The sequence below is a fragment of the Sphingomonas sp. UYP23 genome, assembly GCF_054059235.1.
Window position 1 is genome coordinate 1,509,350 of sequence record NZ_JBSSBX010000001.1, and the last position, 24,776, is coordinate 1,534,125.

General features: G+C 65.3%; 23 protein-coding genes and 1 pseudogene. 10 read left to right on the forward strand and 14 right to left on the reverse strand.

The features are described 5' to 3' along the window. Nucleotides 1-321: 321 nt before the first annotated feature. The 5 genes from ACVWYO_RS07505 to ACVWYO_RS07525 all read right to left on the reverse strand — a co-directional run bounded on the left by ACVWYO_RS07505 (nt 322) and on the right by ACVWYO_RS07525 (nt 5,973). Nucleotides 322-750, reverse strand: a complete 429-nt coding sequence (locus ACVWYO_RS07505) for an OsmC family peroxiredoxin (RefSeq protein WP_457349522.1) — start codon at nt 748-750, stop codon at nt 322-324. A 78-nt stretch (nt 751-828) separates the two neighbouring features. Beyond that, nucleotides 829-1,716: a hypothetical protein gene (locus ACVWYO_RS07510; protein ID WP_457349524.1), complete on the reverse strand. Its 888-nt coding sequence runs from the start codon at nt 1,714-1,716 to the stop codon at nt 829-831. Continuing rightward, nucleotides 1,713-3,110, reverse strand: a complete 1,398-nt coding sequence (locus ACVWYO_RS07515) for an efflux transporter outer membrane subunit (protein ID WP_457349526.1) — start codon at nt 3,108-3,110, stop codon at nt 1,713-1,715. The genes ACVWYO_RS07510 and ACVWYO_RS07515 overlap by 4 nt, the downstream gene beginning before the upstream one ends. A 29-nt stretch (nt 3,111-3,139) precedes the next feature. Next, on the reverse strand, nt 3,140-4,279 hold the full coding sequence (locus tag ACVWYO_RS07520) for an HlyD family secretion protein (protein ID WP_457349528.1): 1,140 nt from the start codon (nt 4,277-4,279) through the stop codon (nt 3,140-3,142). Further along, nucleotides 4,276-5,973, reverse strand: a complete 1,698-nt coding sequence (locus tag ACVWYO_RS07525; RefSeq protein WP_457349530.1) for an MFS transporter — start codon at nt 5,971-5,973, stop codon at nt 4,276-4,278. The genes ACVWYO_RS07520 and ACVWYO_RS07525 overlap by 4 nt, the downstream gene beginning before the upstream one ends. Before the next feature lie 153 nt (nt 5,974-6,126). Here ACVWYO_RS07525 and ACVWYO_RS07530 point away from each other — a divergent pair, with 153 nt between their 5' ends. Further along, nucleotides 6,127-6,699 carry a TetR/AcrR family transcriptional regulator gene (locus ACVWYO_RS07530; RefSeq protein ID WP_457349532.1) on the forward strand — a complete coding sequence of 191 codons (573 nt, stop codon included), beginning with the start codon at nt 6,127-6,129 and terminating at the stop codon, nt 6,697-6,699. A gap of 166 nt (nt 6,700-6,865) precedes the next feature. On the opposite strand, the gene ACVWYO_RS07535 is transcribed toward ACVWYO_RS07530, so the two are convergent. From ACVWYO_RS07535 to ACVWYO_RS07560, 6 genes are read right to left on the reverse strand one after another with little or no spacing between them, the layout of a single operon-like run. Beyond that, nucleotides 6,866-7,483, reverse strand: coding sequence for an isochorismatase family cysteine hydrolase (locus tag ACVWYO_RS07535; RefSeq protein WP_457349534.1), 618 nt, complete (start codon nt 7,481-7,483; stop codon nt 6,866-6,868). A gap of 31 nt (nt 7,484-7,514) precedes the next feature. Continuing rightward, the gene (locus ACVWYO_RS07540) at nt 7,515-8,201 is read right to left on the reverse strand and encodes an SDR family oxidoreductase (protein ID WP_457349536.1); all 687 of its coding nucleotides are present in this window, start codon (nt 8,199-8,201) and stop codon (nt 7,515-7,517) included. A 43-nt stretch (nt 8,202-8,244) separates the two neighbouring features. Further along, on the reverse strand, nt 8,245-8,877 hold the full coding sequence (locus ACVWYO_RS07545) for a glutathione S-transferase family protein (protein WP_457349538.1): 633 nt from the start codon (nt 8,875-8,877) through the stop codon (nt 8,245-8,247). Nucleotides 8,878-8,893: 16 nt separating this feature from the next. After that, nucleotides 8,894-10,228 carry a c-type cytochrome gene (locus ACVWYO_RS07550; protein ID WP_457349540.1) on the reverse strand — a complete coding sequence of 445 codons (1,335 nt, stop codon included), beginning with the start codon at nt 10,226-10,228 and terminating at the stop codon, nt 8,894-8,896. Next, nucleotides 10,225-12,372 (reverse strand): molybdopterin cofactor-binding domain-containing protein, encoded by a 2,148-nt coding sequence (locus ACVWYO_RS07555; RefSeq protein ID WP_457349542.1) that lies wholly within the window; start codon nt 12,370-12,372, stop codon nt 10,225-10,227. Before ACVWYO_RS07555 ends, ACVWYO_RS07550 begins: the two co-directional genes overlap by 4 nt. 26 nt (nt 12,373-12,398) lie before the next feature. After that, the gene (locus ACVWYO_RS07560; RefSeq protein ID WP_457349544.1) at nt 12,399-12,854 is read right to left on the reverse strand and encodes a (2Fe-2S)-binding protein; all 456 of its coding nucleotides are present in this window, start codon (nt 12,852-12,854) and stop codon (nt 12,399-12,401) included. A 356-nt stretch (nt 12,855-13,210) separates the two neighbouring features. Here ACVWYO_RS07560 and ACVWYO_RS07565 point away from each other — a divergent pair, with 356 nt between their 5' ends. From ACVWYO_RS07565 to ACVWYO_RS07585, 5 genes are all read left to right on the forward strand, one after another. Next, nucleotides 13,211-14,194 (forward strand): alpha/beta fold hydrolase, encoded by a 984-nt coding sequence (locus ACVWYO_RS07565; RefSeq protein ID WP_457349546.1) that lies wholly within the window; start codon nt 13,211-13,213, stop codon nt 14,192-14,194. A 76-nt stretch (nt 14,195-14,270) separates the two neighbouring features. Then, nucleotides 14,271-15,878, forward strand: a complete 1,608-nt coding sequence (locus ACVWYO_RS07570; protein WP_457349548.1) for a Na+/H+ antiporter — start codon at nt 14,271-14,273, stop codon at nt 15,876-15,878. A 67-nt stretch (nt 15,879-15,945) separates the two neighbouring features. Beyond that, nucleotides 15,946-17,223 carry an MFS transporter gene (locus ACVWYO_RS07575; RefSeq protein WP_457349550.1) on the forward strand — a complete coding sequence of 426 codons (1,278 nt, stop codon included), beginning with the start codon at nt 15,946-15,948 and terminating at the stop codon, nt 17,221-17,223. Between the two features lie 228 nt (nt 17,224-17,451). Then, nucleotides 17,452-18,285, forward strand: coding sequence for a DEAD/DEAH box helicase family protein (locus ACVWYO_RS07580; protein WP_457349552.1), 834 nt, complete (start codon nt 17,452-17,454; stop codon nt 18,283-18,285). Next, nucleotides 18,233-19,972 carry a helicase C-terminal domain-containing protein gene (locus tag ACVWYO_RS07585; protein ID WP_457349554.1) on the forward strand — a complete coding sequence of 580 codons (1,740 nt, stop codon included), beginning with the start codon at nt 18,233-18,235 and terminating at the stop codon, nt 19,970-19,972. Before ACVWYO_RS07580 ends, ACVWYO_RS07585 begins: the two co-directional genes overlap by 53 nt. A gap of 23 nt (nt 19,973-19,995) precedes the next feature. Here the strand turns inward: ACVWYO_RS07585 and ACVWYO_RS07590 are convergent. Next, nucleotides 19,996-20,136, reverse strand: a pseudogene (locus ACVWYO_RS07590) (hypothetical protein); the annotation flags it as partial. A gap of 47 nt (nt 20,137-20,183) precedes the next feature. On the opposite strand from ACVWYO_RS07590, the gene ACVWYO_RS07595 reads away from it, so the two are divergent. Next, entirely contained in the window at nt 20,184-21,002 is an 819-nt protein-coding gene (locus ACVWYO_RS07595; protein ID WP_457349556.1) for an HNH endonuclease, read from the forward strand. A gap of 562 nt (nt 21,003-21,564) precedes the next feature. On the opposite strand, the gene ACVWYO_RS07600 is transcribed toward ACVWYO_RS07595, so the two are convergent. Further along, nucleotides 21,565-22,032 carry a hypothetical protein gene (locus ACVWYO_RS07600; protein WP_457349558.1) on the reverse strand — a complete coding sequence of 156 codons (468 nt, stop codon included), beginning with the start codon at nt 22,030-22,032 and terminating at the stop codon, nt 21,565-21,567. 164 nt (nt 22,033-22,196) lie between these two features. Here ACVWYO_RS07600 and ACVWYO_RS07605 point away from each other — a divergent pair, with 164 nt between their 5' ends. The 3 genes from ACVWYO_RS07605 (at nt 22,197) to ACVWYO_RS07615 (ending at nt 24,261) form a co-directional block, all read left to right on the forward strand. Further along, nucleotides 22,197-22,664, forward strand: coding sequence for a LexA family protein (locus ACVWYO_RS07605; protein WP_457349559.1), 468 nt, complete (start codon nt 22,197-22,199; stop codon nt 22,662-22,664). Continuing rightward, nucleotides 22,661-23,929, forward strand: coding sequence for a Y-family DNA polymerase (locus ACVWYO_RS07610; RefSeq protein WP_457349561.1), 1,269 nt, complete (start codon nt 22,661-22,663; stop codon nt 23,927-23,929). The genes ACVWYO_RS07605 and ACVWYO_RS07610 overlap by 4 nt, the downstream gene beginning before the upstream one ends. A 143-nt stretch (nt 23,930-24,072) precedes the next feature. Further along, a complete protein-coding gene (locus tag ACVWYO_RS07615) occupies nt 24,073-24,261 on the forward strand; it encodes a hypothetical protein (protein ID WP_457349563.1) in 189 nt (62 codons plus the stop codon). 97 nt (nt 24,262-24,358) lie between these two features. On the opposite strand, the gene ACVWYO_RS07620 is transcribed toward ACVWYO_RS07615, so the two are convergent. Further along, nucleotides 24,359-24,607: a hypothetical protein gene (locus tag ACVWYO_RS07620; RefSeq protein ID WP_457349565.1), complete on the reverse strand. Its 249-nt coding sequence runs from the start codon at nt 24,605-24,607 to the stop codon at nt 24,359-24,361. Nucleotides 24,608-24,776 lie beyond the last annotated feature (169 nt).

Sequence of the window (24,776 nt, forward strand, 5' to 3'; positions counted from 1 at the left end):
TATTCCTTTTCACCCAAAACCGTCATTCCGACCACCGCACCTCCTTGGCGTTCAATGAACCTTCAAAGCGAAGCGAGCGTCCCCGTTACCTCGCACTGCTCTAGACGATTATTCGCATCCCATCGCCCCGCGGGAGTGATACTGATGTCGGGCCGACAATGCCGGCCAGAGGCAATACGCATCGGTCGCATGAGTTATTGAAGGCGGAAGTCGGCCTGAACAGGACGATCCCTGGCTCAAACAGGTGCCAGGGGCGTCCGGGTCGACTTCTTCAGGTCTTAGTGCCTTCCGGTCATTTGATTGCCGAGAACCTATTCGGCCTCACGATGGCAGCAGAACCGCCTCCATCGTCAGCTCCCTGTTCAGCAGTTTCGCGATCGTGCAGTTCGTGCGGGCCCGCTCTGCGCACTTTTCGAATTCCTCCTGCGTGACACCCGCGGCTTTGGCCTTCACGATGATGTGCAGGGTCGTGATCGTAGGATGCCCGTCGGTGATTAGCAGTTCGATCTCGACCGCCGTGTCGATCGACTCCGCCTCGCGACCGATCATGCCGAAATTGTTCGCCAGCGCCTGGTTGAAGCATCCTGCCTCGGCGACCGCCAGCAGTTCTTCCGGACTTCCGCCCGCCGTGCCTTCGAAGCGGCTTGAAAAACTGTAGGGTGCGGCAGGCAGGGTGGATGTGCCGGTCGAAAGCATGCCGCGGCCCTCTTTCCATGTGCCCTGCCAGGTCGCGCGTCCGGTGCTCTTCATCGTGGGATTTCCTCTGCGTATGATCAATGGAGCGCATCACCGATGCCTTCTCCGTGGTTGGAAGTGGCGCAGATGGCGTCAGCCGACTGGCGCCAGCTGCCCCCCGAGCCAAAGTGCCAGGTTGGAGACGTAGTGCCGGACCGAGGCCTGCGCCTCGGGCGAGTGGGCGAGACGGTCACCCGGCGCTTCCGAGACGAAGGTCGGCGAACCCTTGGACGGATCCCAATTGTAGTCCGCGAAGTGATGGAAGGTGGATTCGGCGAGCGCAGGACCGATCAGGCCCGATGGCTCGAACGCGACCGCGATGTTGAAGCGGTTGCCCGTGGTCTTGCTGACGCCCGTCACTATGACGCGGGCGCCGGGCTCGCCGTCGGGCACGATCACCGCGCCCTCGTGCGGATGCGACGGCAGATAGCGCAGCGCCCGTTCGCGCGCATCCGGGTCGCGCAGCACCGGGTGGACCGGCCCTTCGGGAGCGATGTTCTGGAAGTCGCCGTTCGCGCCTGAGTGGAAGTTCGGCCACAGGATGTCGGGCGTGCCCAGGTCGTCGGGACCCGGCAGTTTGGCGGCATCGATGTTGTGGGTGTGGAAGATGTGGGCCGCGCCTACGCCCCCGAGCTGACAGATGGAGCACCCCAGATCCATGTGATCGCGGGTGATCATCAGACCGCCGCCCTGACCGTGGAATCGCAGGATCGCCTCGCGGTCGGCATTCTCGAGTCCGTTGCCCACATCCACCGCGAACAACCACAGCTCGTCGAACTCGGACTTGTCGAGCGTGGAGAGGACCGGATCGGGCGTCCCGACCGGACCACGGTCCCGCGCGGTCACGTTGAAGAGCGCATCACCATCGCTTGATCGCAGCGACGCCAGATGCTCGCGCAGCAGCGAGAAGCGGCCGATGTGCCAGTCGTCCTCGGCGGTCTCGATCGTGGTTTGGAGCAGGATGTTGATCGGTGTGGTCATGGCGATGTCCGTGTGCTGGATGGTGGTGATTGCTGGGCGATTCCGCCCTGTTCCCAGCCGCCGCCCATCGCCTGGTAGAGGGTGACGACGGCGTTTAACCTGTCCGTCTCGATCTGGATCGCGACCAGCTGGGCGGTCAGCAGCCCGCGCTGGGCATCGAGCTGGTCGAGGTAGGGCGCGTAGCCCTCGCGGTAGCGGTTGGTGGATATCCGCAGACTGGTCTGCAGTGCGGTGACCTGTTGGGAGACGGCCACTTGCTGCTCGCCGAGGCGGTCGAACGTGGCGAGCCCGTCCTCCACCTCGCGGAAGGCGCCGAGCGCCGTCCGCTTGTAGCTGAAAGCCGCCTGATCGCGCCGGGCCGCGCTCGCGTCCACCTGCGCGCGCAGACGCCCGCCGTCGAACAACGGAGACAGGATGCTGGCACCCGCCGAGAAAAGGGTGATCGGATTGGCGAGCGCAGTCGACAGCGCGAGCCCACCGGAACCAGTCAGCGAGATGTTCGGGAGGAGTGCGGCGCGCGAGCTGTCCAGGGTTCGGTCGGTCGCGACCAGGGTCGCCTCCGCCGAGGCGATGTCGGGGCGTCGGCGCAGCAGGCTCGCCGGCAGACCGTCCGGGATCGCCGGAGTCCTCAGTGCGGCGAGGCGCGCACCGCGGTCGATCGCGCGCGGCGGGTCGCCGACGAGGATCGAAAGCGCGTTCTCCTGGCGCGTGACCGCCAGCTCCGCCGCCGGCACGAGCTGCTCGGCCGCGCGGTACTCGGCCTCGGCCTGGGCGAGCTCGAGCTGCGAGGTGTATCCGGCCTTCGCCCGACGACGCGCGAGCGCCAACGCATCCGCCCGGGCGTCGAGCGTGGACCTGGTCGTCACGACGCGTTCGTCCAAGCCGAGCAGCGCGATGTAGCCGGATGCGGCCGTGCTCGCGACGGCCAGCGCGACGGCGTCCCGGGCGTCCTGCGTGGCGAGCAGGGTCGCCCGCGCGCTGGCCGATGCCTGCGACAGACGTCCGAACAGGTCCAGATCGTAAGAGGCCGATGCTTGCGGCGCAGCGGCCAGGGCGTCGACGCCTTGGCCGAGCACGACCGTCCGGGCCTCGCCGGCGCCGGCGCCGACGGTCACGAGCGGCGCCTGCTGCGCGCGCGCGAGCCGCGCAAGCGCGCGGGCCTCCGCCACCCGCGATGCTGCGACGTCGATGTCGGGATTGTGGGCGAGCGCGCGCTTGACCAGTGCGGTGAGGACCGGATCGCCGAAACCCTTCCACCAGTCCGCCTCGATCGGAGCGGTCGGTCCGAACGAGGTTCTCCAGCCAGCAGGGGCTGCTACGGCCGAAGCGACCGGAGCGGCCGGGCGCGTTCCGACGCACCCCGCCAGAGCGAGCGCGGCGAAGCCGGCCGCCATCCACTTGATGCGAGGGAGGACTTTCGCGCTCACGGGCGCGCAGCTCCGCCGGTGTCGACCCGCGCCTCGACCGACATCCCCGGCCGCAGCTTGGCGGCGAGCCGCTGTCCGCTATCGACCGAGATCCTGACGGAGATGCGCTGCGCCACCTTGGTGAAGTTGCCCGTGGCGTTGTCGGACTTGATGACCGCGAACTCCGATCCGGCCGCCGGCGCGATGCGTTCGACATGCCCCTCGACCCGCTCGTCCTCGAGGGCGTCGACGGTGAACCACGCCTTCTGTCCGGGTGCCATCCGGGCGGTCTGAGCCTCCTTGAAGTTGGCGATCACCCAGAGCCGGTCGGGAACGAGGAAGACGAGCTGCGTGCCGTTGGTCACATACTGACCGTTGCGTACGCCGACATCGCCCAGCCTGCCTGCCTCGGGGGCGAGGATCGTCGTGTGCTCGAGGTCGATCTGCGCCGCATGGACGGCGGCCTGCGCGCCCTCGACGGCCGCGCGAAGACTGCCGCGATTGACGCCGACCGCGACCACGTCTTGGTTGGCGCTGTCGCGCGCCGCATTTGCCTGCGACAGCGACGCCTCGGCCTGTCGCAGCGCTGCCCGGGTCTGGTCGACCTCCCGAACAGAGAGCGATCCGTCGCGCACGAGGTCGTCGGCGCGGTGCTGATCGGCCTGCGCCCGCGAAAGCTGGGCCTGCGCGTTGCCGATCGCCGCCTGCGCGGATGTGCGCGCGGCTTGGCGCGAGGCGAGACTCTGCACGCTGTTCGCAAGCGCCGCGCGCGCGGCGTCCAGCTGCGCCTGCGCCTGCTCGACCCGCTGGCGGTAGATGCGGTCGTCGATCTGCACGAGCGGCTGTCCGGCGCGGACGAGTTCGTAGTCCTGCACAAGCACGCGCGAGACGTAGCCACTGACCTGCGGACTGATGATGGTGGTCTGGCCCCGCACATAGGCGTTCTCGGTACGTTGGACCGCGCTGTCGAACGGGGGCAGCCGCCATGCCGCCAGGACCGCGAGCACGCCCGCGAGCACGACGATCGCGACGATGACGATCACGCGCCTGCTGTTCTTTACGGGCTGCCAGCCCGACGCGACCGGAGGCGCCGGGGCGGCTGGTAGAGGTGCCGGCGTCGGCGCCGGAGCATGTCCGTGCAGTGCGGTGTCTGTCATGCGATGTGTCCGGACTGGGGGATCGCCTGCGCTGCGATGCGCGCCTCGCGTCGTCGGTAGATCAGCAGCGCGAAGAGGAAGAGCGTCGTGGCCGCGGCCATGATGGCGACGAGGCCGAACACGTCGTCGAAGGCGAGCACGTTCGCCTCGATCGCGACGCGCTGGCTAAGCGCGGAGAGTCCCGTCGCTCCGCGGATGCTCGGATCGAGCAGAGCTCCTGAGACCGCATTGCCGTTCTGCGCGAGCGTCTGCGCGGTTAGCGGATCGGTCGCGTTCAGATGCTGCACGATGTCGAACGAATGCTGCTTCTCGCGGTAGACCTCGTAGGTGCTGAGCAGGGCGGTGCCGATCAGTCCGCCGATCGACTGGGTGGCGGCGAACAGCACAATGAAACTCGTCAGCTTCTTGCCGCCCTGCGCGATCACCTGCGCGAAGCCCACCAGGATCGCCGGGCCGATGTAGAGCGTCGTCGAGAAGGCGATCAGCATCTGCGTGAGGTAGAGCTGGTCGGGTCGCGTCAGGCTGGTCGAACCCGAATCGAACCACGCCGCCACAGCGACCAGTCCGATCGCGAGCGCTATCGGCTGCGTGAGATGCCCCGGGCCGACCATCATCGCGCCGACGATCACGCCGGCTATCGATGCGAGGACGGTCAGCACCGAGAACAGGAAGAGCTGATCGTTGGTGAGGCCGAGCACGCTGAGCAGGCCCACCGAGCCGTAGGTCTGCTCCGAAAGCACGATGCGCGCGACGACGCCGATGATCACGAACCGGAGGAAGTTGAGCGTGCCCAGCCAGCGGAAGTCGATGATCGGGTTGGCCCTGTGGTACTCCAGAAGGAAGACGGCGCCGAACAGTGGCAGGCAGCCGGCGAGCGCCCAGCCGATCCAGGCCGTGTCGGTCCACCAGACCCAGCGTCCGAGCGCGAGGACGGCGCAGAGCAGCGCCATGCCGATCGTGAAGAGCACGCAGGTCGCGATGTCGAGCCGCTCGAACGCGGTCTCCCGCACCGCCGGCGGCAAGCGGACGAGCGCGATCGCGGCGAAGCACAGCATCGCCAGCCCGAATTCGAACAGGGAAAGGGTGCGCCACTGGTCGAATGCCAGCAGATCGGTCGAGAACAGGCGGGCGATCGGATACGCCAGCTGTGGCACCGAGATGCCGACGGCGATGCCCTTCAGACGCATCGGCGCCGGAAACGCCTGGATCAGGTAGACGAGTCCAAGCGTGGTGAGCGCCGAACCCGCGATGCCGCTGGCGCCGCGGACCGCGACCGCCGCCCAGAAGCCGGTGACCAGCAGGTGGCCGAGCGCCAGCAGGCAGTAGATCGCCAGGAAGATTAGTGCGAACGACCGCAGCCCGAACTGCTGCCTGTATTTGATGAGGATCATGCCTGTCGGCACGTTCGTCATGACGTAGATCGCCGGCAGCCAGGCGATCTCCTCCTGATAGAGGCCGAGCGATCCCTGCAGATACTGCAGGTTGATCTGGATGAGGGCGATTCCGAGCCCGCCGGTCACGCCGATGAGGATCCCGATTGCACCGAACAGCAATCTGCGGTTGAGCGGGTGGTCTGGCGTCGCGGGGCCGCCGGGCAGCGGGGAGCGCTCGTGCGGGGCGAACTCCCAGCGCTGTTCGCTGAAGAAGGGTGTGGAGGCCGTCATCGCGAGGATGCAGCCGGGACCGGAAGCCACCGCGGAAAGATGCCAGCCCGCTGCCGCGCGGCGCCAAGGAGGCTTTCGAAGCAACCTATTTCAAACATGACGGTTACAAGGTATGGGTTTGCCGAACCGGACAAGGCCACCTAGATGGTTGGGCGCGCGAATTTCGCATGAAGGATAATGACAGTGCGTTACCCGGCGGCCGAGACGGCAGAGAAGCACCAGCGGATACTTGATCAGGCGACCCGCCTTTTTCGGGATCGAGGTTTCGATGGCGTCAACATCGCCGAGATCATGAAGGCGGCGGGGCTCACTCACGGGTCGTTCTACAATCACTTCGAATCCAAGAACGCGCTGGTGAGTTCCTGCATCGTGCACGGTGCCGCGAAGTCGCTCGCCGACATCGACGCCACGGAGGCGACGGTCGCGGGCAAGAAGGCGTATGTCGACACGTACCTGAGCGTCGAGCATCGCGATGACCCGGGCAGTGGCTGCCTCATGTCGGCGCTGGCGTCGGACGTCGGTCGCGAGCCCATGGCGCAAGGGGCGATGACACGCTTCATCCATTCCTTTCTCGACAAGGTGACGACGCGCTTCCCCTGGCAGAAGCCGCGCACGGCCCGCCGTGACGCGATCCGTCTGACCGCCTCCCTGGTGGGCGGCCTCATCCTGTCGCGCGCGGTGAACGATCCCGAGCTGTCCGACGAGATCCTGCGCGAGGTCTCGTCGGGTCTGCGCGAGGGCTTCCGCGAGGCCTGACGCTGTTGGGATGCCGACAGCCGGCGTCGTCGCGGCCCTCGCGGACGCCCCGGTCAGCGCGGGCTCGAGCGTCATGGTCCACACGCCATAGGCTTGGTTCAGAACATCGTCGGACACACGTCCGCGACGGTCGCCGAGCGACCGTCGCGGACCATGCCGCGTCGTATCAGCCGAGGCGTGCGAGGACTTCATCGGTCTTGAGAATCGCGTGAGCGAACATCGGAGCGTTCGTCGCGGCGGCCACCATGCCCTCCGGATTGAACGCCGCCTGGGCGTCCGGGACGATCGTGACGTGGTAGCCGAGCTCCATGCCGAACCGTGCGGTCGACTCGATGCAGCTGTTCGCGATAAGGCCGACCAGCACGATCTCCTTGATGCCGTGCTGCTTGAGCAGCGCGTCGAGATCGGTGTTCGCGAAGCCGCTCTGCGCCCAATGCTCCTTGACGATCACGTCGCCCTCCTGCGGACCGAACTCCGCGTTGAACTCACCGCCCCATTCACCTTCGGCGAACGCCATGGTTGGGATGTTCTGCACCTGGAACATGTTGGGATGCTGCCAGTCGTGGAAGTCGTCCTTGCGCGACCGGTGGTGCGGAACGATGAACACCTTCACGCCGGCGGCGCGGAACGCCGGGATCAGCTTGCGCATGTTCTCGAACAGCCCGGACGCGTCCGCGGTCTCCTTGATCGCACCATAGAGCTTGCCGCCTTCGGTCATGAAGTCGTTGTACGGATCCACGATGAGAAGAGCGGTGTGGCCTGCGCCGTAGTTGATGTCGGTCATGATGGTCTCGCTTTGTTGGTTGGAGGAAAGGTCAGAAGCGCTCGACGGACGGGCGCAGGTCGATCTCCTGGGTCCATGCGTCCCGGGTCTGTCCGAGCACGTGGAGGAAGGTCGAAGCGATGCTTTCGGGTGCTAGGCGGGCATCGTCGTTGCCACCGGGCGACCGAACCCCGCCGTCGATGATGAAGTGGGAGACGTGTATGCCCTTGGGGCCGAGCTCGCGCGCGGCGCTCTGCGCGAGGCCGCGCAGCGCGAACTTGGCCATCCCGAAGGCGGCGGAGAGCGGGAAGCCCTTCACGCTCGCCGAGGCGCCGGTTAGCAGGATGGCGCCCTTTCCCCGCGGTACCATTCGCCTCGCCGCCTGCTGAACTGCGAGGAATCCACCGAAGGCACCGACTTCGATTGCCCGCCGAACGTCCTCGGGATCGAGATCGACGAGCGCCCCGGGCGCCCGGGCCCCGGCATTGTAGAGCACGACGTCGGGGACGCCGATCGCGGCGTCGACGTTCGCGAACAGCGCCTCGACCTGAGCCGGGTCGGATGCATCCGCCGCGAAGGCACGGCCGCCCAACTCCTCCGCGAGTGGTTCCAGCTTGGCGGCGTTTCGCGCAGCCAAGGCGATGGTCATGCCTGCCGATCGGAACGCCCGTGCGGCTGCAGCGCTGATACCGCTGCCGGCACCGATGATGAGCGCTGTCGAATATGGGGTCGGGTTCATGGGAACTCCTCGGCATGATACATGATGACAGTAAGGCTTGATGTCAATTAGGCGGTGTCGGACTGACCGGCATCATGGGTCCCCCCACCTCGATCGCCCGCCGCAGGGCGGGTCTCGCTTTGAGGCGGTCGAGATAGGCACCGAGGTTCGGATGGAGGCTCAGCAGGCCTAGATGGTTCGCGAGTTCCAAGGTGTAGCTCATCTGGACATCGGCGAGCGTAAGCGACTCTTCGAACAGGTACCGACCGGTGATCGCCCGGTCGATCGTGCCGAGCGCCGCATCGGCGTCGCGGACGGCGATCTGGCCGAACACGCCGGACAACCCCTCGGTCATCCCTGCATAGAGCATGGTCATGAGCGGCTGGCTCGCGCCGCTCTCGGCGAACCACATCCACTCGGCATGGGCCAGTCTGCTCGCCGTCGCCTCCGGCGTGAACCGACCGCCGGCATAGGTCTCGTCGAGATAGGACAGGATCACGCCGGACTCGGCGATCACGAGCGCGTCGTCCACGAGGAGTGGAGCCTTGCCGGACGGATGAATGCCCTTCAGTGCGTCGGGTGCGCGGAAGCCCGGAAGCCGCTCGTGCCAGACGACGTCATAGGGCGTGCCGATCTCCTCCAGCAGCCAGAGGATGCGGGTCGAACGCGAGTGGTTCAGGTGATGCAGGGTGATCATTGCCGCGTCCGACGCATCAGTTCGCTCCCCGCAGTCGGGCGACGTCCTTGGCGTCGACGTGGGAGGGGTGCGACCCGAAGCGGGTGGTGACGAAGTTCGCCGTGTCCGCGATCTCGCGGTCGCTGTAGGCCGCGCCGAACGCGGGCATGTAGGGCCGCCCCGCACGCTGCGGACCCGTGCCCGACAGGATCATCTGGGCCACGTTGACGGCCGAGGGGTCGTTGACCGCGCGCGACCCGGTGAGGTCGGCCTGGGAGACGAGCGCGCCGGCGCCGGTCCAGCTGTGACAGCTCGCACACGCGCCTTCGAAGATGCGTTTTCCAGCCGGATCGCCCAGGCGGCCCGCCCGGGGGGATGCCGGTGCCGCACCGGCCAGCGTGTCGCTCAGGTTCGCGCTGTGCTGTCCGGGAACGCTCTTCAGATAGAGGGCGATCGCTCTGATGTCGCTGGGCGACAGGTGACTGGTGCTGAGCGACACGACTTCCGCCATCGGGCCGGACGCGGTCCCGCGGCCCTGCGCATGGCCGGTGGACAGGTACGAGGCGATGTCGCCCTGGCTCCACGCGCCGACGCCCGTCTTCGCGTCGCCGGAGATGTTGTAGGCGTTCCAGCCTTCGGCCTGCCCGCCAGCGAACTTTTGGCGCTGGTCCATCGCCTGCATCACGTTGCGCGGCGTATGGCACTCGGCGCAATGGCCAGTCGCCTCGACGAGATAGGCGCCTCGGTTCCACGCCGGGCTTCGTTCGCCCGTCGGTTGGAATTCGCCGGTCCTATTGAACAGGGTGGACCAGAAGATCATCAGCCAGCGCTGGTTGAACGGGAAGACGAACGTGTTCGGCGCTGTCGGGGCGTGCACGGGCTTCAGCGAGAACAGATAGGCTTTGATGGCGAGGACATCCGCGTCGGTCATCATCGCGTAGGAGCCATAGGGGAAGGCGGGATATAGCCGCTTGCCGTCGCGCCCGATCCCGCGATGCACCGCGCGAACGAACTCGGCATCGGTCCAACGACCTATGCCGGTCTCGCCGTCTGGCGTCAGGTTTGGCGTATATATCGTCCCGAACGGCAGCTTGAACGCGCGCCCTCCCGAGAACGGTGTTCCGCCCTTGGCGGTGTGGCAGGCTTCACAGTCGGCCATGCGCGTCACATATACGCCGCGGGCGACCGCGCCGGTGAGCGAGACGTCGCGAGGGAGGCCCGTCGGCGAGGACAGCGTGTATTCGGACAGCGCGATGTGCGTTCCACCGGCGAAGCCGGTCGGGCTCGGCTGGAAGGTGAGCCAAGCGGTGAACGCGATCGCCAGAGCCGCGATGACCGCGACGCTCAGGGCCAGTCTGCGCACGATCTTCATGCCGCGTCTCTTGCGATCAGAGCGCGGTTGATCGGCATCCGAGAGAGCTGCACGCCGGTCGCCGCGAAGACGGCGTTGGCGATCGCGGCCTGGGCTGCGACGGTCGCCGGCTCCCCGATGCCGCCCGGCTTCTCGTCGTTGCGCACCATGTGGCATTCGATCGTCGGCATCTCGTCGATGCGGGTGACGCGGTAGTCGTGGAAGTTGCTCTGCTTCACGCGGCCGCTCTCGATGGTGATCTCACCGTGGAGGATCGCCGCGAGTCCGAAGACGCTGCCGCCCTGCATCTGGGCCTCCAGCGTGTCGGGGTTCACGATCGCGCCGACATCGGCGGCGACGACCAGCCTGCGCACCCACACCTCGCCATCATCGGCGACCTCGACCTCGGCCACGGTTGCAACAAAGGATCCGAATGCGGCCATCAACGCGATGCCCCGCCCGGTGCGCAGGCCGGCGGCTGCGACGGGAAGCGGCGCGGACCAGGCCGATTTCGCGACTGCCAGTTCGAGTACGGCACGGGCGCGCGGCTTCGCGTTGACCATCCGGCGGCGCAGCACAACCGGATCGACCTTCAGATCGTGTGCGATCTTGTCGAGCATGCCCTCGGTCGCGAAGACGTTCGCGTTCGGTCCCACGCCCCGCCAGAACGAGATCGGCACCGCAGGTATCTCAGCGCGCACGAATTCGACCAGCGTGTTCGGGAAGTCGTACGCCGTCTCGACCGCGCCATCGACGGCGTCGACGTCGACGCCCTTCGACACGGCGGCAGGAAGGAAGCGCGCGAGGATCGACGGGCCGGTGATCCGGTGGTGCCAGGCCTTCACCACGCCGCCCTCGACCTTGGCGCGGGTGCGCAGATGGTAGAGCGGACGGAAGTAGTCCTGCCGAACGTCCTCTTCGCGCGACCAGACGATCTTGACTGGTCCCTCGACGTGACGTGCGATGCGCACCGCCTTGGCGATGCCGTCCACTTCGAGGCGACGGCCGAAGCCACCCCCGATGAGATGGTTGTTGATGGTAACGCGGGCCACATCGACCCCGGCCTCCTTGGCTGCGACATCCTGCGCCTTGCCCATGACCTGCGTGCCGACCCAGACTTCGCATTGACCGTCATGCACATGCACGGTGCAGTTCATCGGCTCCATTGCGACATGGGCGAGGAAGGGCAGCTCGAACAGGGTCTCGTACAGTCCCTCGCCGACGAGATTGCCTGGCGCATCGCCGTGCGTCTCGGCGACCACGCCCTTGCCGAGGGCGGCGCGCTCCTGTCCCGCCCAGAGAGCGTCCTGGTCGAGCGACGCGAACGCGCCCGGCGACCATTCGATCGACAGCGCCTCGAGCCCCTTCATGGCCGACCACATGTGGTCGGCGACGACGGCGACCATGTCGTCGAGCACGACGATCTGTGTCACGCCAGGAAGGCCCGCGGCGACCTTGGAATCCACGCTGCGCACCTTGCCGCCAAGGACCGGCGAACTGGCGAAGGTCGCGAAGCGCATGCCGGGGAGCATCACGTCGATCCCGTAAACGGCCTTTCCGTTGACCTTGTCGGGCGTGTCGACGCGTTTGGCAGGCGTTCCGATGAGGGTGAAGTCCCTGCTCGCCTTGAGCACCGGATCGCCGGAAAGCGTGATCCTCGCCGCCGCGTCCGCCAGCGCGCCGTAGTCGAGCGAGCGCCCGGACGCCTGATGCACGACCTTGCCGGCCTTGGTCGTCAGGGCCGACGGCGGTAGCGACCAGCGGCGAGCGGCTGCTTCGACGAGCATCGACCGGGCCCTGGCTCCGGCCGTCCGCAGTGGCAGGTACCAGGCCATGATCGTCGTCGATCCGCCCGTCATTTGCGTACGGAAGGCGGGGTTTGCATAGTCCTTCGCGTCGGTCGGCGCATGCTCGACCGTCACCTGGTCGAGGCCGACGTCGAGTTCCTCCGCCAGGAGCATCGCCACCGACGTGTAGGCTCCCTGGCCCATCTCGACCGACGGCATGGTCATCGTGACCGCGCCCGATAGGTCGATGCGGATGAAGGCGTTGAGCGCCCCGACGGATGTCGCCGACGCGGTGGCGCCCCTGCCGTCCAGGCTTACGCCGAGCAGGAGGCCCCCGCCAGCGAGCGCGCCCGCCTTCAGCAGCGAGCGACGGGACATGGATGTGCTGGCTGCCACGGCGCGCATCAGACCGCCGCCGCTGCGAGCTTGATGGCTTCACGGATCCGGACGTATGTGCCGCACCGGCAGATGTTGCCCGCCATGGCCGCATCGATGTCGGCGTCATCCGGATGCGGGACCGTCCGCAGCAGAGCGGTCGCGGACATGATCTGCCCGGACTGGCAGTAGCCGCACTGCACGACCTCCTTGTCGAGCCAGGCCTGCTGGATGCGGTGCCCCGCCGGCGTCTCGCCGATGGCTTCGATCGTCAAGACCTTGCTCGATCCGATGCGACTGACGGGGAGCTGGCACGATCGGACCGGCTGTCCGTCGAGATGGACGGTGCAAGCACCGCACTGGGCGATGCCGCAGCCGAACTTGGTTCCGGTCAGACCGACGACGTCACGCAGCACCCAAAGCAGCGGCATGTCGCCGGGCACGTCGACCGAGTGGACCTTGTCGTTGATCGTGAGGTCAACCATCACATGAAAACTCTCGTCGGTGGAAGGATGGGCGGCGGGTCGGTCGCAAGGAGGTCGTGGCGAGGGGGCGTCTCCTCGGCTGCTATTCAATCGTATTTCCGGCGGCGCAGCGGCACTCTGACCCGCTCCCTCTATCGGAGGGGCGCCCCGCCGCTGCCCGCCTCATTCATTAGGCTCGTAATGCTTGTAGCCGACGAGTCAGGCTCGGACATTACGAGCCGACCAGGGCTCCGCATAGCTAGCCACCGATATGACCGTCTAACCATCATGTATGATTGATGGCGGTTTGCCCGGTGTGTAGATTGGTTCGATGCGGCGTGTGGAGCCGCCCCTTATTCCCGATCGCAGGAGGCATCGTGCACGCACGCTTCATACGTACGGCATCCGCGCTGATCCTATCGGCGTTCACCGGAGCCGCCGCCGCGACGCCGTCCACGTCGTCGGTGTCGGACGCCGCGCTCGTACGGACGCTGCCCGGCTTCTCCAATTCCACCGCGCTCGTCGATGGAGTTCGGCTGCACTACGTCGTCGGCGGCAAGGGCAGTCCGGTCTTCCTGCTGCCCGGATGGCCGGAGACGTGGTGGTCCTATCACAAGATCATGCCGGAACTGGCCCGGACGCACCGCGTCTTCGCGATCGATCTGCGCGGGATGGGTGGCTCCGGACATCCTGCCGGCGGTTATGACAAGAAGACGATGGCGGGCGATCTTTCCGCGCTCGCGCATCAGCTCGGTTTCGGGAAGGTCGACGTGGTCGGCCACGACATCGGCGCGATGGTCGCGTTCAGCCTCGCGGCGAACCATCCGGATCAGGTCGCGCACTTGGTCCTTCTCGACGTCGGGCATCCCTCGGCGGGCTATTTCAGCCTGAAGCTCCTCCCCGAGCCCGGCACCTTCGGCGACAAGGCCGATGAGGACCATGTCTACCTCTGGTGGTTCGCCTTCCATCAGGTGAAGGGATTGCCCGAGCAGCTCCTCGAGGGCCGCGCCGGCATCGAGCAGGCCTGGTTCTTCCACTACATGGCGAAGGACGAGGCCGCGATCGATGCACGCGACCGGGCGGTCTACGCAGCGGCCTATTCCACCCGTGAAGGCACGCGGACCGGAAACGCCTGGTATCAGGCTTTCGGTCAGGACGTGGCGGACGATGCCACCTACGGTCCGCTCACAATGCCGGTCCTCGGACTCGGCGGCCCCGGTTACAAGCGCCTGAAAGCGCAGTTGGACGTCGCGGCACCCGGATCCAGTACCTATCGTGTCGAAGGGAGCGGACATTTCATCGCCGAGGAGAGGCCGGTCGAGACGCTGCGCTTCCTAACCGAATTCCTCGCGGTCAAATGACGGGCTTCCGCTTAGATCCCCCGCGGGCACTGGTCGGCCCCGACACGGGCCAAATCGCGGCGAATGCGCTGTGACGATGGCGCATCGCTTCGAGGTCATCCTGCTTCTGATGGCGGCGTGCATCGTCCTGACGCTCGTCGCGCGCCGGTTCCGGCTTCCGCCCGCCGGCGCGCTGATCGTGGGTGGCCTCCTGCTCGCGATCGTCCCCGGCATGCCGTCGATCGAGCTCGACCCGGATCTGGTGCTCGTGCTGTTCCTGCCGCCCCTGCTTCTGCTGAGCGCGTACCTGACCGACTGGCGCGCGTTCAGGGCCGACCTGCGCATCATCCTGCAGCTCGCGATCGGCGCGGTGATCTTCACGACCTTCGCCGTCGGCTGGATCGCGCATCTCGTGCTGCCGGGCCTGCCGCTCGCGGCCTGCTTCGCTCTCGGCGCCATCGTTTCCCCGCCCGATGCCGTCGCGGCGAAGGCGGTGCTGCACGGTCTCGCACTGCCCGCCCGCACGATCACGCTGCTCGAGGGCGAAAGCCTGCTCAACGACGCGACGGGACTGGTGCTCTACCGGATGGCGGTGGTGGCCGCGTTGACCGGCGCGTTCAGCAGTTCGGATGCGGCGGGCAGCTTCTTCGCGTTGATCATCGGTGGCGTGTTCGTCGGCATCGCCTGCGGGTTCGCCGCGAGCACCTTGACCGGACGCTACCTAGACGGCGAGCTCGGGGTCACCGCGAGCTTCCTGGCCGCATGGGGATCCTACATCCTTGGTGAGTCGCTCCACGTGTCGGGCGTGCTGGCGACGGTCTGCTGCGGGATCATCATGGGCTGGCGGCAGCACGCCCTGCTCGATGCGGAACAGCGCTTCCAGTCGCGGGCGGTGTGGCGGGTGATCGGCTTCCTCCTCGAAAGCCTGGTCTTCATCCTGATCGGCCTTTCCCTGCGCAGCGTCCTCGCACGCCTATCGGTCGATGCGATCACCTCGCATGAGACGATGCTGCAGGTCGGCGCGATCGTCCTCGCGGTGATCGTGTCGCGCTTTCTGTGGATCGTGCCCGTCACCTACGGCATGCGCGCGATCTCCCCGTCGCTCCGCCGCCGCGATCCCTATCCGCCGTTCCGGATCCCGCTGGTCATGAGCTGGTCGGGCATGCGCGGCGTGGTGAGCCTGGCGGCCGCGTTGGCGCTGCCGGTCGGATTTCCTGGCCGCGACTTCATCCTGCTCGCGACGTTCGCGGTCATCCTCGTCACCGTCGTCGTGCAGGGGACGACGCTCGCCCCGCTCATCCGGTGGCTGCGTTTCGACCAGGCGGACCCCACGCCTCGCACCACGCTTTCCGAAACGCAGGCGCGCGAGCATGTGGTCTCGGCGCAGCTCGCCGCGGTCCAGGCGATGTCGGCGAACGAGGACGGCACGCACCGGCATCCGCGGCTGATCGAACAGCTGCAGTTCCGCCTCGGAGCGATCCGCCGCTCCGCCGACGCCGGCGGTGCGCTGGATCAGGTCCGGACGGACCACTTCGACACACTGCTTGCAGCGGCCGCTGCCGGTCGCAAGGAATTGATCCGGCTCTATGGCGCAGGCGAGCTCGACAACGAGATCCTCAACGCGCTCGAGAAGGAACTCGACGCGGACGAGATCCGCGCGCGCCACCTGCTGACACCGCTGGATCGCAGACGGGCGAAGGCGTGAGAGCGCTCACGCTGGGCGCCGCTTCGATCGGCACCCACCAACACGCTTTTCCATTCGAAGGTCCTTCATGCTGACACGGTTCAGGCACCACTCCGCCCACGCTTGGATAGCGGTCGCGGTGACCTTCATCGCGCTATTAGTAGCAGCCGGTCTTCGCTCCGCGCCGAGCGTCCTGATGGTCCCGCTGCAGGTGAATTTCGGCTGGGGACGTGGCACCATCTCCTTCGCCGCGGCGATCGGCATCTTCCTCTACGGTCTGGTGGGGCCCTTCTCCGCCGCCCTGATGATCTCGTTCGGCATCAAGCGCACGATGCTCGCAGGACTGACGCTGATGGCGCTGTCGACGTTCACCAGCCTCTGGATGACGGCTCCCTGGCAGTACGTGCTCACCTGGGGGGTCTTCTCAGGGATCGGCAGCGGAGCGATCGCATCAGTCCTGGGGGCCGCGGTCGTGAACCGCTGGTTCGCCACCCGGCAGGGGCTTGTCATGGGGATGCTGAGCGCGAGCACCGCGACCGGCGCGCTTGTGTTCCTTCCCCTCCTTGCCTGGCTCGCTGACGGCGGTGCATGGCGGCCGGTCGTGGTCGCCGTGACCATTGCCTGCGCCGCGCTCATCCCGGTCGTCGCGATCTTCATGTCCGAGCATCCGGACGACGTGGGCGGGCGCCGATACGGGGAGACCGAGCACACCCAGCCGGCGCCCGAGCTGAAGCAGGCCGCTACTCCGTGGCTCGCGTTCGAAGCCCTTTTCCGCGCGGCCAAGGTGCCGATGTTCTGGCTTCTCTTCGGAACTTTCTTTGTCTGCGGCCTCACCACCAACGGGCTGGTGGGCACGCACATGATCGCTTTCTGCGGCGACCACGGCATCGCGCCCGTCGCCGCCGCCGGTCTGCTTTCGATGATGGGGTTCTTCGACCTGTTCGGCACGACGGCTTCCGGCTGGCTGACCGACCGGTACGATCCTCGCAAGCTGTTATTCGCCTATTACGGTCTGCGCGGGCTTTCCTTGATCGCGTTGCCGTTCCTGGACTTCGGGCCGGCGAGCCTTGGGGTGTTCGCCATCTTCTACGGCCTCGACTGGATCGCGACGATTCCGCCGACGGTCAAGCTGGCCAACGTCACGTTCGGCCAGCGCGACGCCCCCATCGTCTTCGGCTGGATCGCCGTCGGCCACCAGGCCGGCGCCGCGACGGCTGCGTTCGGTGCGGGCGTCATCCGCGAACAGTTCGGGAGCTATGCGCCGGCCTTCGTCATCTCGGGCTGCATGGCGCTCGTCGCCGCCATCGTGGTGGTCTCGTTAAGGCTCGGGCCGCCGCCGCAGACCCGGCAGACTGCTCTGGCGTAAGGCGTCGGTGTCGGTGCCACTGCCGCATCCAGAAACGAGGCAGACGACTTCCCGAACTTCGTCTGCCGCAAAGTATTCCGCGCCGCAGTAGGAATCTGGGGCGTAGATAGTTACGAACCTTGCCGAATGCGGATGGCAGGCAGCGGGCGGCGTGTGGTTGACGCCGAGGTTGCCTCTAATATTCCATGATGCCCGGATCGATCAGCAGTCTTTCGAGGTCAATGACACATGGTGGATTTCAAGGGCCGCTTAGGCGGAAAGACCGTCGCACGGCCGGCCGATCCGATCGAACTTTACGGCACGCTGGATCGCGCCAGCGACAAGGGCCCGCTTCGCCCGTCGCAGGAGGCCGTTCTGAAGCAGTGGAACGTAAGAGCATCCAACACGCGTGACGTGATCGTCAAACTTCACACGGGTCAGGGCAAGACACTCGTCGGGCTGTTGATGCTTCAGGCGCGGCTCAACGCCGGCAACGGACCCGTCGTCTATCTCTGTCCCGATAATTTCCTGATCGCCCAGACCTGTGAGCAGGCCCGTCAATTCGGCATCCGGACCTGCACCGCTCCGAAGGAACTTCCCGAAGAGTTCCTCAACGGGACGAGCATCCTCGTGACGTCCGTCCAGAAACTTTTCAACGGTCTCACCAAGTTTGGTTTGAGAGGCGCAGCGATCAACGTCGACACCGTCTTAATGGATGACGCTCACGCCTGTGCGGACCGGATCCGCGAAGCCTGCCGCATCCGGATCCCGTCCACCGAGCCGGCCTATGCATCCCTGAAGGCGATGTTCGCCATCGATCTCGAACAACAGGGAGCGGGAACCTACGCGGACATCGAGAACGGTAAGCGTGAGTCGTTACTCCCTGTGCCCTACTGGTCGTGGATCGTCCGCGAAACGGAAGTGGCGAAGATCCTGTCGGGCGAGAGCGAGCGCAAACTCTATCAAGTTCGCATGGCCGCTGCTGAGGGATATACTGCCACACTGTCAGTGCATCTTTTCTGGCGCCGCGGTGGAGATCGAACCGTACCTGCCGCCGCTCGATGCCTTTGGATCCTACGCTAATGCGAAGCACCGCATCTTCATGTCCGCCACTGTCACGGACGATGCATTTCTCGTGAAGGGACTTCGCCTCGCGCCTACGACGATCACCAAACCGCTGACGTACGAGAAGGAAACCTGGTCCGGAGAGAAGATGGTCGTCATTCCATCGCTCATTCACGAGGATCTTGATCGCGACCGGATAATTGCCGGATACGGGAAGCCCCGTCCTGAGCGAAAGTATGGATTTGTGGCGCTCGTCCCGAGCGAAGCGATTAGCAAGGCGTGGGCGGACAAGGGTTCCGTGGTCGCAAACAAGGACACTATCGACTCGGCAATCGAGACCCTGCGGCGTGGCAACTACGAAAATACGGTCGTGCTGGTCAACCGTTACGACGGAATCGATCTTCCAGACGCGACCTGCCGTGTGCTCGTCTTCGACTCTCGACCCTATTCGGAGAGCCTGATCGATCTCTATGCCGAGGCGGTACGACCGCGGAGTGAGGCCACGCTTCTCCGCACCGTCCGCACGGTTGAACAGGGCATGGGGAGGAGTGTGCGTGGCGAGAAGGATTATTCGGTCGTCGTCATGGTCGGACCCGATCTCGTCAGATTGATCCGCGAAAAGTCCACTCGTCGATTTCTTTCGCCACAAGTCGACAAGCAGATCCAGATCGGCCTCGACGTCGCTGAAATGGCTCGCCAGGAGGTCGCGGACGGCGAAGAGCCGACGAAAGCCTACAACATACTCGTGAACCAGTCTCTCAAGCGCGATGAGGATTGGAAGGCATTCTACGCTGAACAGATGGACGGCATCGTTCCACGCGGGCCGAACGTGGACGTCCTGAATCTTTACGCAGGCGAACTGGCCGCCGAGGAGGCCTATGTCTCTGGGGATTACGCGGGGGCTTCGAAACTGATTCAGGACCTTCTTGATGTTGGCTCCTTCGATGATAGCGATCGGGCTTGGTATCTGCAGGAGCGGGCGAGATACGAGTGGGTCAGCAATCGGCCGCAGTCACAGATCCTGCAGGTTTCGGCGCACAAGCGGAACCGGCTGCTTCTCAAGCCGCCGACCGGTGTGACGGTGACGAAGCTCGAGGTGGTCAGTCAGGCGAGATCCGAACGGATGGCAGACTGGCTGCGGAAGTTCGACGACTATGCCGATATGGATGTGACGCTCTCCGACATTCTCGGACGACTGCGCTTCGGGGTGAAGGCCGACGACTTCGAGCAGGCTCTTGACGAACTCAGCTTCGCGCTCGGCTTCGCTGGAGAAAGACCGGATAAGGAATGGAAGGAGGGCCCGGACAACCTCTGGGCGCTCGATGACAACCGCTATCTGCTTGTCGAGTGCAAGAACGAGGTCGACGTCACGCGCGCCGAGGTGAATAAGCGGGAAGCGGAGCAGATGAACCGCTCCGCCGCCTGGTTCGAAAAGCATTATCGGGGGCTACGCGCCACTCGACTCATCATTCATCCCGCCAAGCGGATCGAAAGCGCCGCGGCCTTCACTCACGAGGTCGAGGGCGTCACCGAGCAGGATCTTGCGCGCTTCGTTCGCACATGTCGCGCGTTCTTCAAGTCGCTGGAAGGTCAGAACTTCGCCGACTTGTCGCCCGCCTACCTCGACGGGCTCATCAAGTCGCACAAGTTGACGGTCGACGATATTATTTCAGAATATTCGCGAAAGCTGAAGGACATGCGGTAGCTCGCGTCCCTTTAATGCGGTGCTCATGTTGCTGCCGGTCTCTGACACCCCAGCGGCAGGCCCAACTCCACGATCGCGCTGCCCTCCTCGTGATTGCCGATGCGGGCGGATCCGTCATGGGCCTCCACGGCGGAGCGGCAGATCGCCAGACCGAGGCCCATGCCGCCGGGCTTGGCGCTGGCGAACGCTTAGCGAAGGACGAGACCAAATCATGTCAAAGACCCCGCAGAAGGTGGATCGTGCCGCGTTCGTCGCGAGCAACCCGCGCTGCTGCTACTGCGCTGGGAGGCGGCCGACGACGGAGATCGATCACGCTCCGGCTCGGATCATCTTCATAAAGAAGCATGGCCCCGAGGGATTCCTGTTTCCCTCGTGCTCCGAGTGCAACCGTATCGCCGGCCTCAGCGAGCAGGTGATGGCGTTCTACATCCGCAGCTTCGATCGGTCGGCCGGTGGCCTCGACGAAGCGGAGTTCGCCAAGCTGGCTTCGGGGTTGATCAACAACGTTCCGGCGGCGGTGCCCCAGCTGCCGCCCCGTCCATCCCACGGCCTCGCGCTTTTCACGCATGGCATCTACGAGGCCGACCGTGCGACGACGGTGCCACCTGCCGCGAAGGCGCACATCGAACTGTTCGCCCTCAAAGTGCTGTACGCGTTGTACTACAGGGTGACCGGCCGCTTCGCTGGCTCGAGCAATCGCTATCTCCTGACTTGGGCACAGACCGGCACGGATGCGGCTCGGCTGATGCTGGCGACTGCCGACAATTGGTTTGACGAGCATGAGATCGGGCAGCGTCGAAATATCGATCTTGGCGATCAATTCCGTTTTCAATACGGCTACCATCAGTCACACGGATTCTTCGGGGTCCGGATGAGCTTCGCAGGTGCCTTCGTGATGTTCGGTGTCATCGGTCCGGCTCGGCAGATGGCGAAGCTCAAGGACCGCGATCCGCTGTGCCCGGCCATCTACGTTGCGGGGAAAAGGATCGAGAAGCGGTGGGGCCGGCGGGCACGTGGTCCCCTTGCGTGAGGATTTTCCAGTTAGAATGGATGCGGGCTCCATTTCCGAAACGCGATCCCCTCGAGAATGTCGTCACCCGTCGGATGATGTGATCTTTGGCGCCGGGCTTACGGTGTGATCACGACGCAAGCATCTGATCGCAACCATCCTTGCGCGAACCGCACCTTGCGATCGATGCAGGGCGCAGGCGATCATACTCACTTTTCGACGAAGTGCGATTAGCTCGCGCAGCTTTGCATCCTCTTCAAGGCTCCATGGCCGACGAATGCGATCAGTATCCGCCATCGCGTAAAGATCTCTGAAAATCGGCTTATCGCCTCAGCTCGCCAATGGGTGTGGATGCAGGCGTTGGAACTCTCGGCTTCAAAGATGTGCCTTATGTCGCGCACCGAGAACCTCGATAGCAGTTTGTGCGAAGTCTCGGAACGTCGCCTGCCACATCGGCCCGGCGTCGCTCCATGCGCAATCATCCAGCGTTCCGTGACGTCTGCTCTCCCATAGCTCGTCCGCCAACGCTTCGACCAGCGCGTCTAGGTCGTTCGACGTGCACAACCGGCAGCGGTAGTCGGGATCAGTCGGTTGCACGAGCGTCGATGAAATCGCCCGCGCGCGTCCATGCACGCTTCGGCCTGGCGTAGAGGTCCAAGCCGCGGACCAGGATGCACGGATCGCTGAACTCGATCCCGCCTGGCCCACTGCTGTGCACGTTACCCGACAAGCTGCGACCCTCGACCGCGCGGGCGGTGATCATCATTGGCCACGCGCCGCCGTCTTTTGTGGGCATGGGGAGGGTGATCGTCATTAAGCCATCGATAAGCGAGCAGGTGCCCATGACGTCTGGCGTCTCACCATCCCACGCCTCCTCGCCAACGACGACGATCTTCAAGTTTTGATCCGGGTCGGCTTCCTGGTCGCCCATGATCATGGTCCAGGTGCCATCGAGGTTGATGTCGGTCATACGGTCCTCGCGAGTCGGTGCGTCCATGGCGTCGGTATAAATCCGCAAAGGTGTTCCCGCAATGTTCTTGCCGATCGGCAAGTGTTGGGCCACGCTATGACCCACGCCGCCGCGCGGCGATTCGACATTGCTTGAGGACGAGAATGCAGCAGGAGCAGCATCTACGGGTGATTTTGCGCCCTACCCGCGACAGTGTCATCGCCACCGGCGGTGAACGACTCCTGATAGCGGACGTCCTTTAGGCGATGGCCGCTCCACACGAAACGCATCTGATCGAAGCTCCTCGAGAAGCCGCGCCCAGCCTGCACGACATCCCGTTCGAGCTCGTGCCGCGCGAGGTTCCGTTCTTCATCTGCGACACGCCCGCCGGCTTCCCGTCACCCGCTCAGGACGACATGCAGGATCCGATCGATCTTGGCGCGTGGCTCGTCGAACACCCGGCGGCCAGCTACATCATGCGGGTCGACGGTCAGTCAATGTCCGGCGCGGGGATCAACGATGGCGACCTGATCGTCGTGAACAGGGCCAAGAAGCCGAAGGCCGGGGCGATCGTCGTGGCGCTGGTGCACGGCGACCGGACGCTGAAGCGCCTGCGTTGGATCAACGGCCGGCATTGGCTAGTGCCCGAGGCCGAAGGCTACCCCGAGATCCTGGTCGACGAGGATGTGGAGATCTGGGGCGTGGTGGTCGGTGTGGCGCGCAAGATGGCATGAGCGCCCCGATCGCCCTGATCGACTGCAACAACTATTATGTCAGCTGCGAACGCGCATTCGATTCCAGCCTCGTCGGCGTGCCCGTCATCGTTCTGTCGAACAATGACGGATGCGCGATAGCCCGGTCGGCGGAGGCCAAGGCACTCGGGATCAAGATGGGCGACCCGATCCATCACCTGCGCGAGAAGGTGCGCGAGCACGGCATCCAAGTCCGATCGTCCAACTATGCGCTCTACGGCGACATGCAGCGCAGGGTGATCGCCGCCTGCGAGCCCTTCGCCCGCGATTTCGAGATCTACTCGATCGACGAGACCTTCATCGATCTGGCCGGGTTCGAAAGTCGAGATCTTGTCGCTCATGCGCATGCGATGCGGGCCCAGGTCCAGCAGTGGACGACGATCCCCACCTGTGTCGGTATCGCTGGCACGAAGACGCTGGCGAAACTGGCCAACGCAGCCGCCAAAAAGGATCCGCGCTTCGGTGGTGTCGCCGACCTGCGCGACGAGGGCACGCGCCAGGGCGTGATGCATGCGTTCGCAGTCGGCGACGTGTGGGGGGTCGGTGGCGCGACCGCGCGCAAACTCGCCGATCTGGGCGTCCATACCGCCGCTGCCCTTCGAGACATGCCGATGAAGCAGGCGCGAGGCATGGGCACCGTCGTCCTCGAGCGTCTTGTCGCCGAACTGCGCGGTGTGCCGTCGAACGCCGTCGAGGCCGTCGAGCCCCGCCGGAAGGGAATGGCCGTGACGCGGTCGTTCGGGACGCCGATCACCGACTTCGAGCAGATGATGGGGGCGCTATCCCAGCATGCGCTCCGGGCCGGCGAGAAGCTGCGGTCCCATGGTCTCGTCGCCGCCCGATTGACGACATTCTTCCATACCAATCGTCACAAGCCCGACCGGCCGCAATATAGCGGATCGCGAACGGTGACGCTCCACCCGATGACAAGCGACAGCCTCGAGCTGATCGCGGCAGCCCGACGCGGCGCGACCAAAGCATGGCGCGACGGCTACGCCTATACGAAGGCTGGGATCATGCTCGACGATCTACTGCCCGAGGACGAGAGACCGCGGACGTTGTTCGAAGAAGACGCAACCAAGCGCGATCGGTTGATGACAGCGCTCGACGACATCAACGGCCGCTTCGGCTCGTGGACCGCGGTAACGGCATCGCAGGGATTCAAGCGCGAATGGAAGATGCGGTCTGAAACGCGTTCGCCAGCCTGGACGACCAATCTCGCCGAGGTGCCCACCGTTCGGGCGTGATTACCGGGTTCGCTGCAACCGCCGCGACTCTGGTCGAGCGGCCCTATGCGTTCGCGCTGGAAATCCGATGACGGTTGGAGATCGATGCCGTTAACGCAATCCAATGCCTCCGCCGACTATGTGGTCCCCGTCAGGAGACGCCTATGAAGTTCGTCGAACTAAAGTCACGGGGCGGCGACTATTTCGTCGTGGCGGCCAACATTGCCTACCTCCGCGCTGACGAAAACGGTCAGACGAAGATCGGACTGATCGGTGGCGACTCGCTTCTCGTCGTCGGCAGCATGGCAGACATTGTAGCGGCGATCGGATCCGGAGACGCCGGGTTGCCGTAATTCGCGAATCACGGCGACCTAGGCAGTGTGTCCCTGGGCCCGAAGTCGTCCCAATAGCGGATGACAGAACTCGGCCCTCTCCTGCTAACGCGAGGGCTCAAGCCAATATCAAGCCAATATTTTGGTTAGCAACCGTTGACGTGACGTGAGTGCGTCTTGTCAAAGTGGCGACCCAGAAGGCCGCCGCCAACACCACCAGCAACAGTGCCAAGGACACCCCCGCCGAGGGCATTTCCGAGCAGTGCACCACCGACGCCACCCGCGATTGTGCCAACTGCGCCATTTCCGCCGCCGCAGCGATGTCGATGGTAGCTGCTATGGCCATGATAGGTGCGATGGCGCGCATCGGCTGCGGTCGGCATCGCAGCCGGAACGGCGACCACGGCCATCATGGCGGCCAGTGCAAACTTGCTCCTCATTGCAGTCTCCTTGGAATATCCCGTAGCGCCGGGACGACGAACGGCTGGGCCTTGCTTCCTATTCTTAAGCTAGGCCCGTGAACGGCGTCCTAATTG

Bases quoted from the DNA above. Each gene is read 5' to 3' on its own strand.
- ACVWYO_RS07505 (WP_457349522.1), bottom strand. From the start codon at position 750: ATGAAGAGCACCGGACGCGCGACCTGGCAGGGCACATGGAAAGAGGGC.
- ACVWYO_RS07510 (WP_457349524.1), bottom strand. From the start codon at position 1,716: ATGACCACACCGATCAACATCCTGCTCCAAACCACGATCGAGACCGCC.
- ACVWYO_RS07515 (WP_457349526.1), bottom strand. From the start codon at position 3,110: ATGGCGGCCGGCTTCGCCGCGCTCGCTCTGGCGGGGTGCGTCGGAACG.
- ACVWYO_RS07520 (WP_457349528.1), bottom strand. From the start codon at position 4,279: ATGACAGACACCGCACTGCACGGACATGCTCCGGCGCCGACGCCGGCA.
- ACVWYO_RS07535 (WP_457349534.1), bottom strand. From the start codon at position 7,483: ATGACCGACATCAACTACGGCGCAGGCCACACCGCTCTTCTCATCGTG.
- ACVWYO_RS07540 (WP_457349536.1), bottom strand. From the start codon at position 8,201: ATGAACCCGACCCCATATTCGACAGCGCTCATCATCGGTGCCGGCAGC.
- ACVWYO_RS07545 (WP_457349538.1), bottom strand. From the start codon at position 8,877: ATGATCACCCTGCATCACCTGAACCACTCGCGTTCGACCCGCATCCTC.
- ACVWYO_RS07550 (WP_457349540.1), bottom strand. From the start codon at position 10,228: ATGAAGATCGTGCGCAGACTGGCCCTGAGCGTCGCGGTCATCGCGGCT.
- ACVWYO_RS07555 (WP_457349542.1), bottom strand. From the start codon at position 12,372: ATGTCCCGTCGCTCGCTGCTGAAGGCGGGCGCGCTCGCTGGCGGGGGC.
- ACVWYO_RS07560 (WP_457349544.1), bottom strand. From the start codon at position 12,854: ATGGTTGACCTCACGATCAACGACAAGGTCCACTCGGTCGACGTGCCC.
- ACVWYO_RS07570 (WP_457349548.1), top strand. From the start codon at position 14,271: ATGGCGCATCGCTTCGAGGTCATCCTGCTTCTGATGGCGGCGTGCATC.
- ACVWYO_RS07575 (WP_457349550.1), top strand. From the start codon at position 15,946: ATGCTGACACGGTTCAGGCACCACTCCGCCCACGCTTGGATAGCGGTC.
- ACVWYO_RS07580 (WP_457349552.1), top strand. From the start codon at position 17,452: ATGGTGGATTTCAAGGGCCGCTTAGGCGGAAAGACCGTCGCACGGCCG.
- ACVWYO_RS07595 (WP_457349556.1), top strand. From the start codon at position 20,184: ATGTCAAAGACCCCGCAGAAGGTGGATCGTGCCGCGTTCGTCGCGAGC.
- ACVWYO_RS07605 (WP_457349559.1), top strand. From the start codon at position 22,197: ATGGCCGCTCCACACGAAACGCATCTGATCGAAGCTCCTCGAGAAGCC.
- ACVWYO_RS07610 (WP_457349561.1), top strand. From the start codon at position 22,661: ATGAGCGCCCCGATCGCCCTGATCGACTGCAACAACTATTATGTCAGC.
- ACVWYO_RS07615 (WP_457349563.1), top strand. From the start codon at position 24,073: ATGAAGTTCGTCGAACTAAAGTCACGGGGCGGCGACTATTTCGTCGTG.
- ACVWYO_RS07620 (WP_457349565.1), bottom strand. From the start codon at position 24,607: ATGCGCGCCATCGCACCTATCATGGCCATAGCAGCTACCATCGACATC.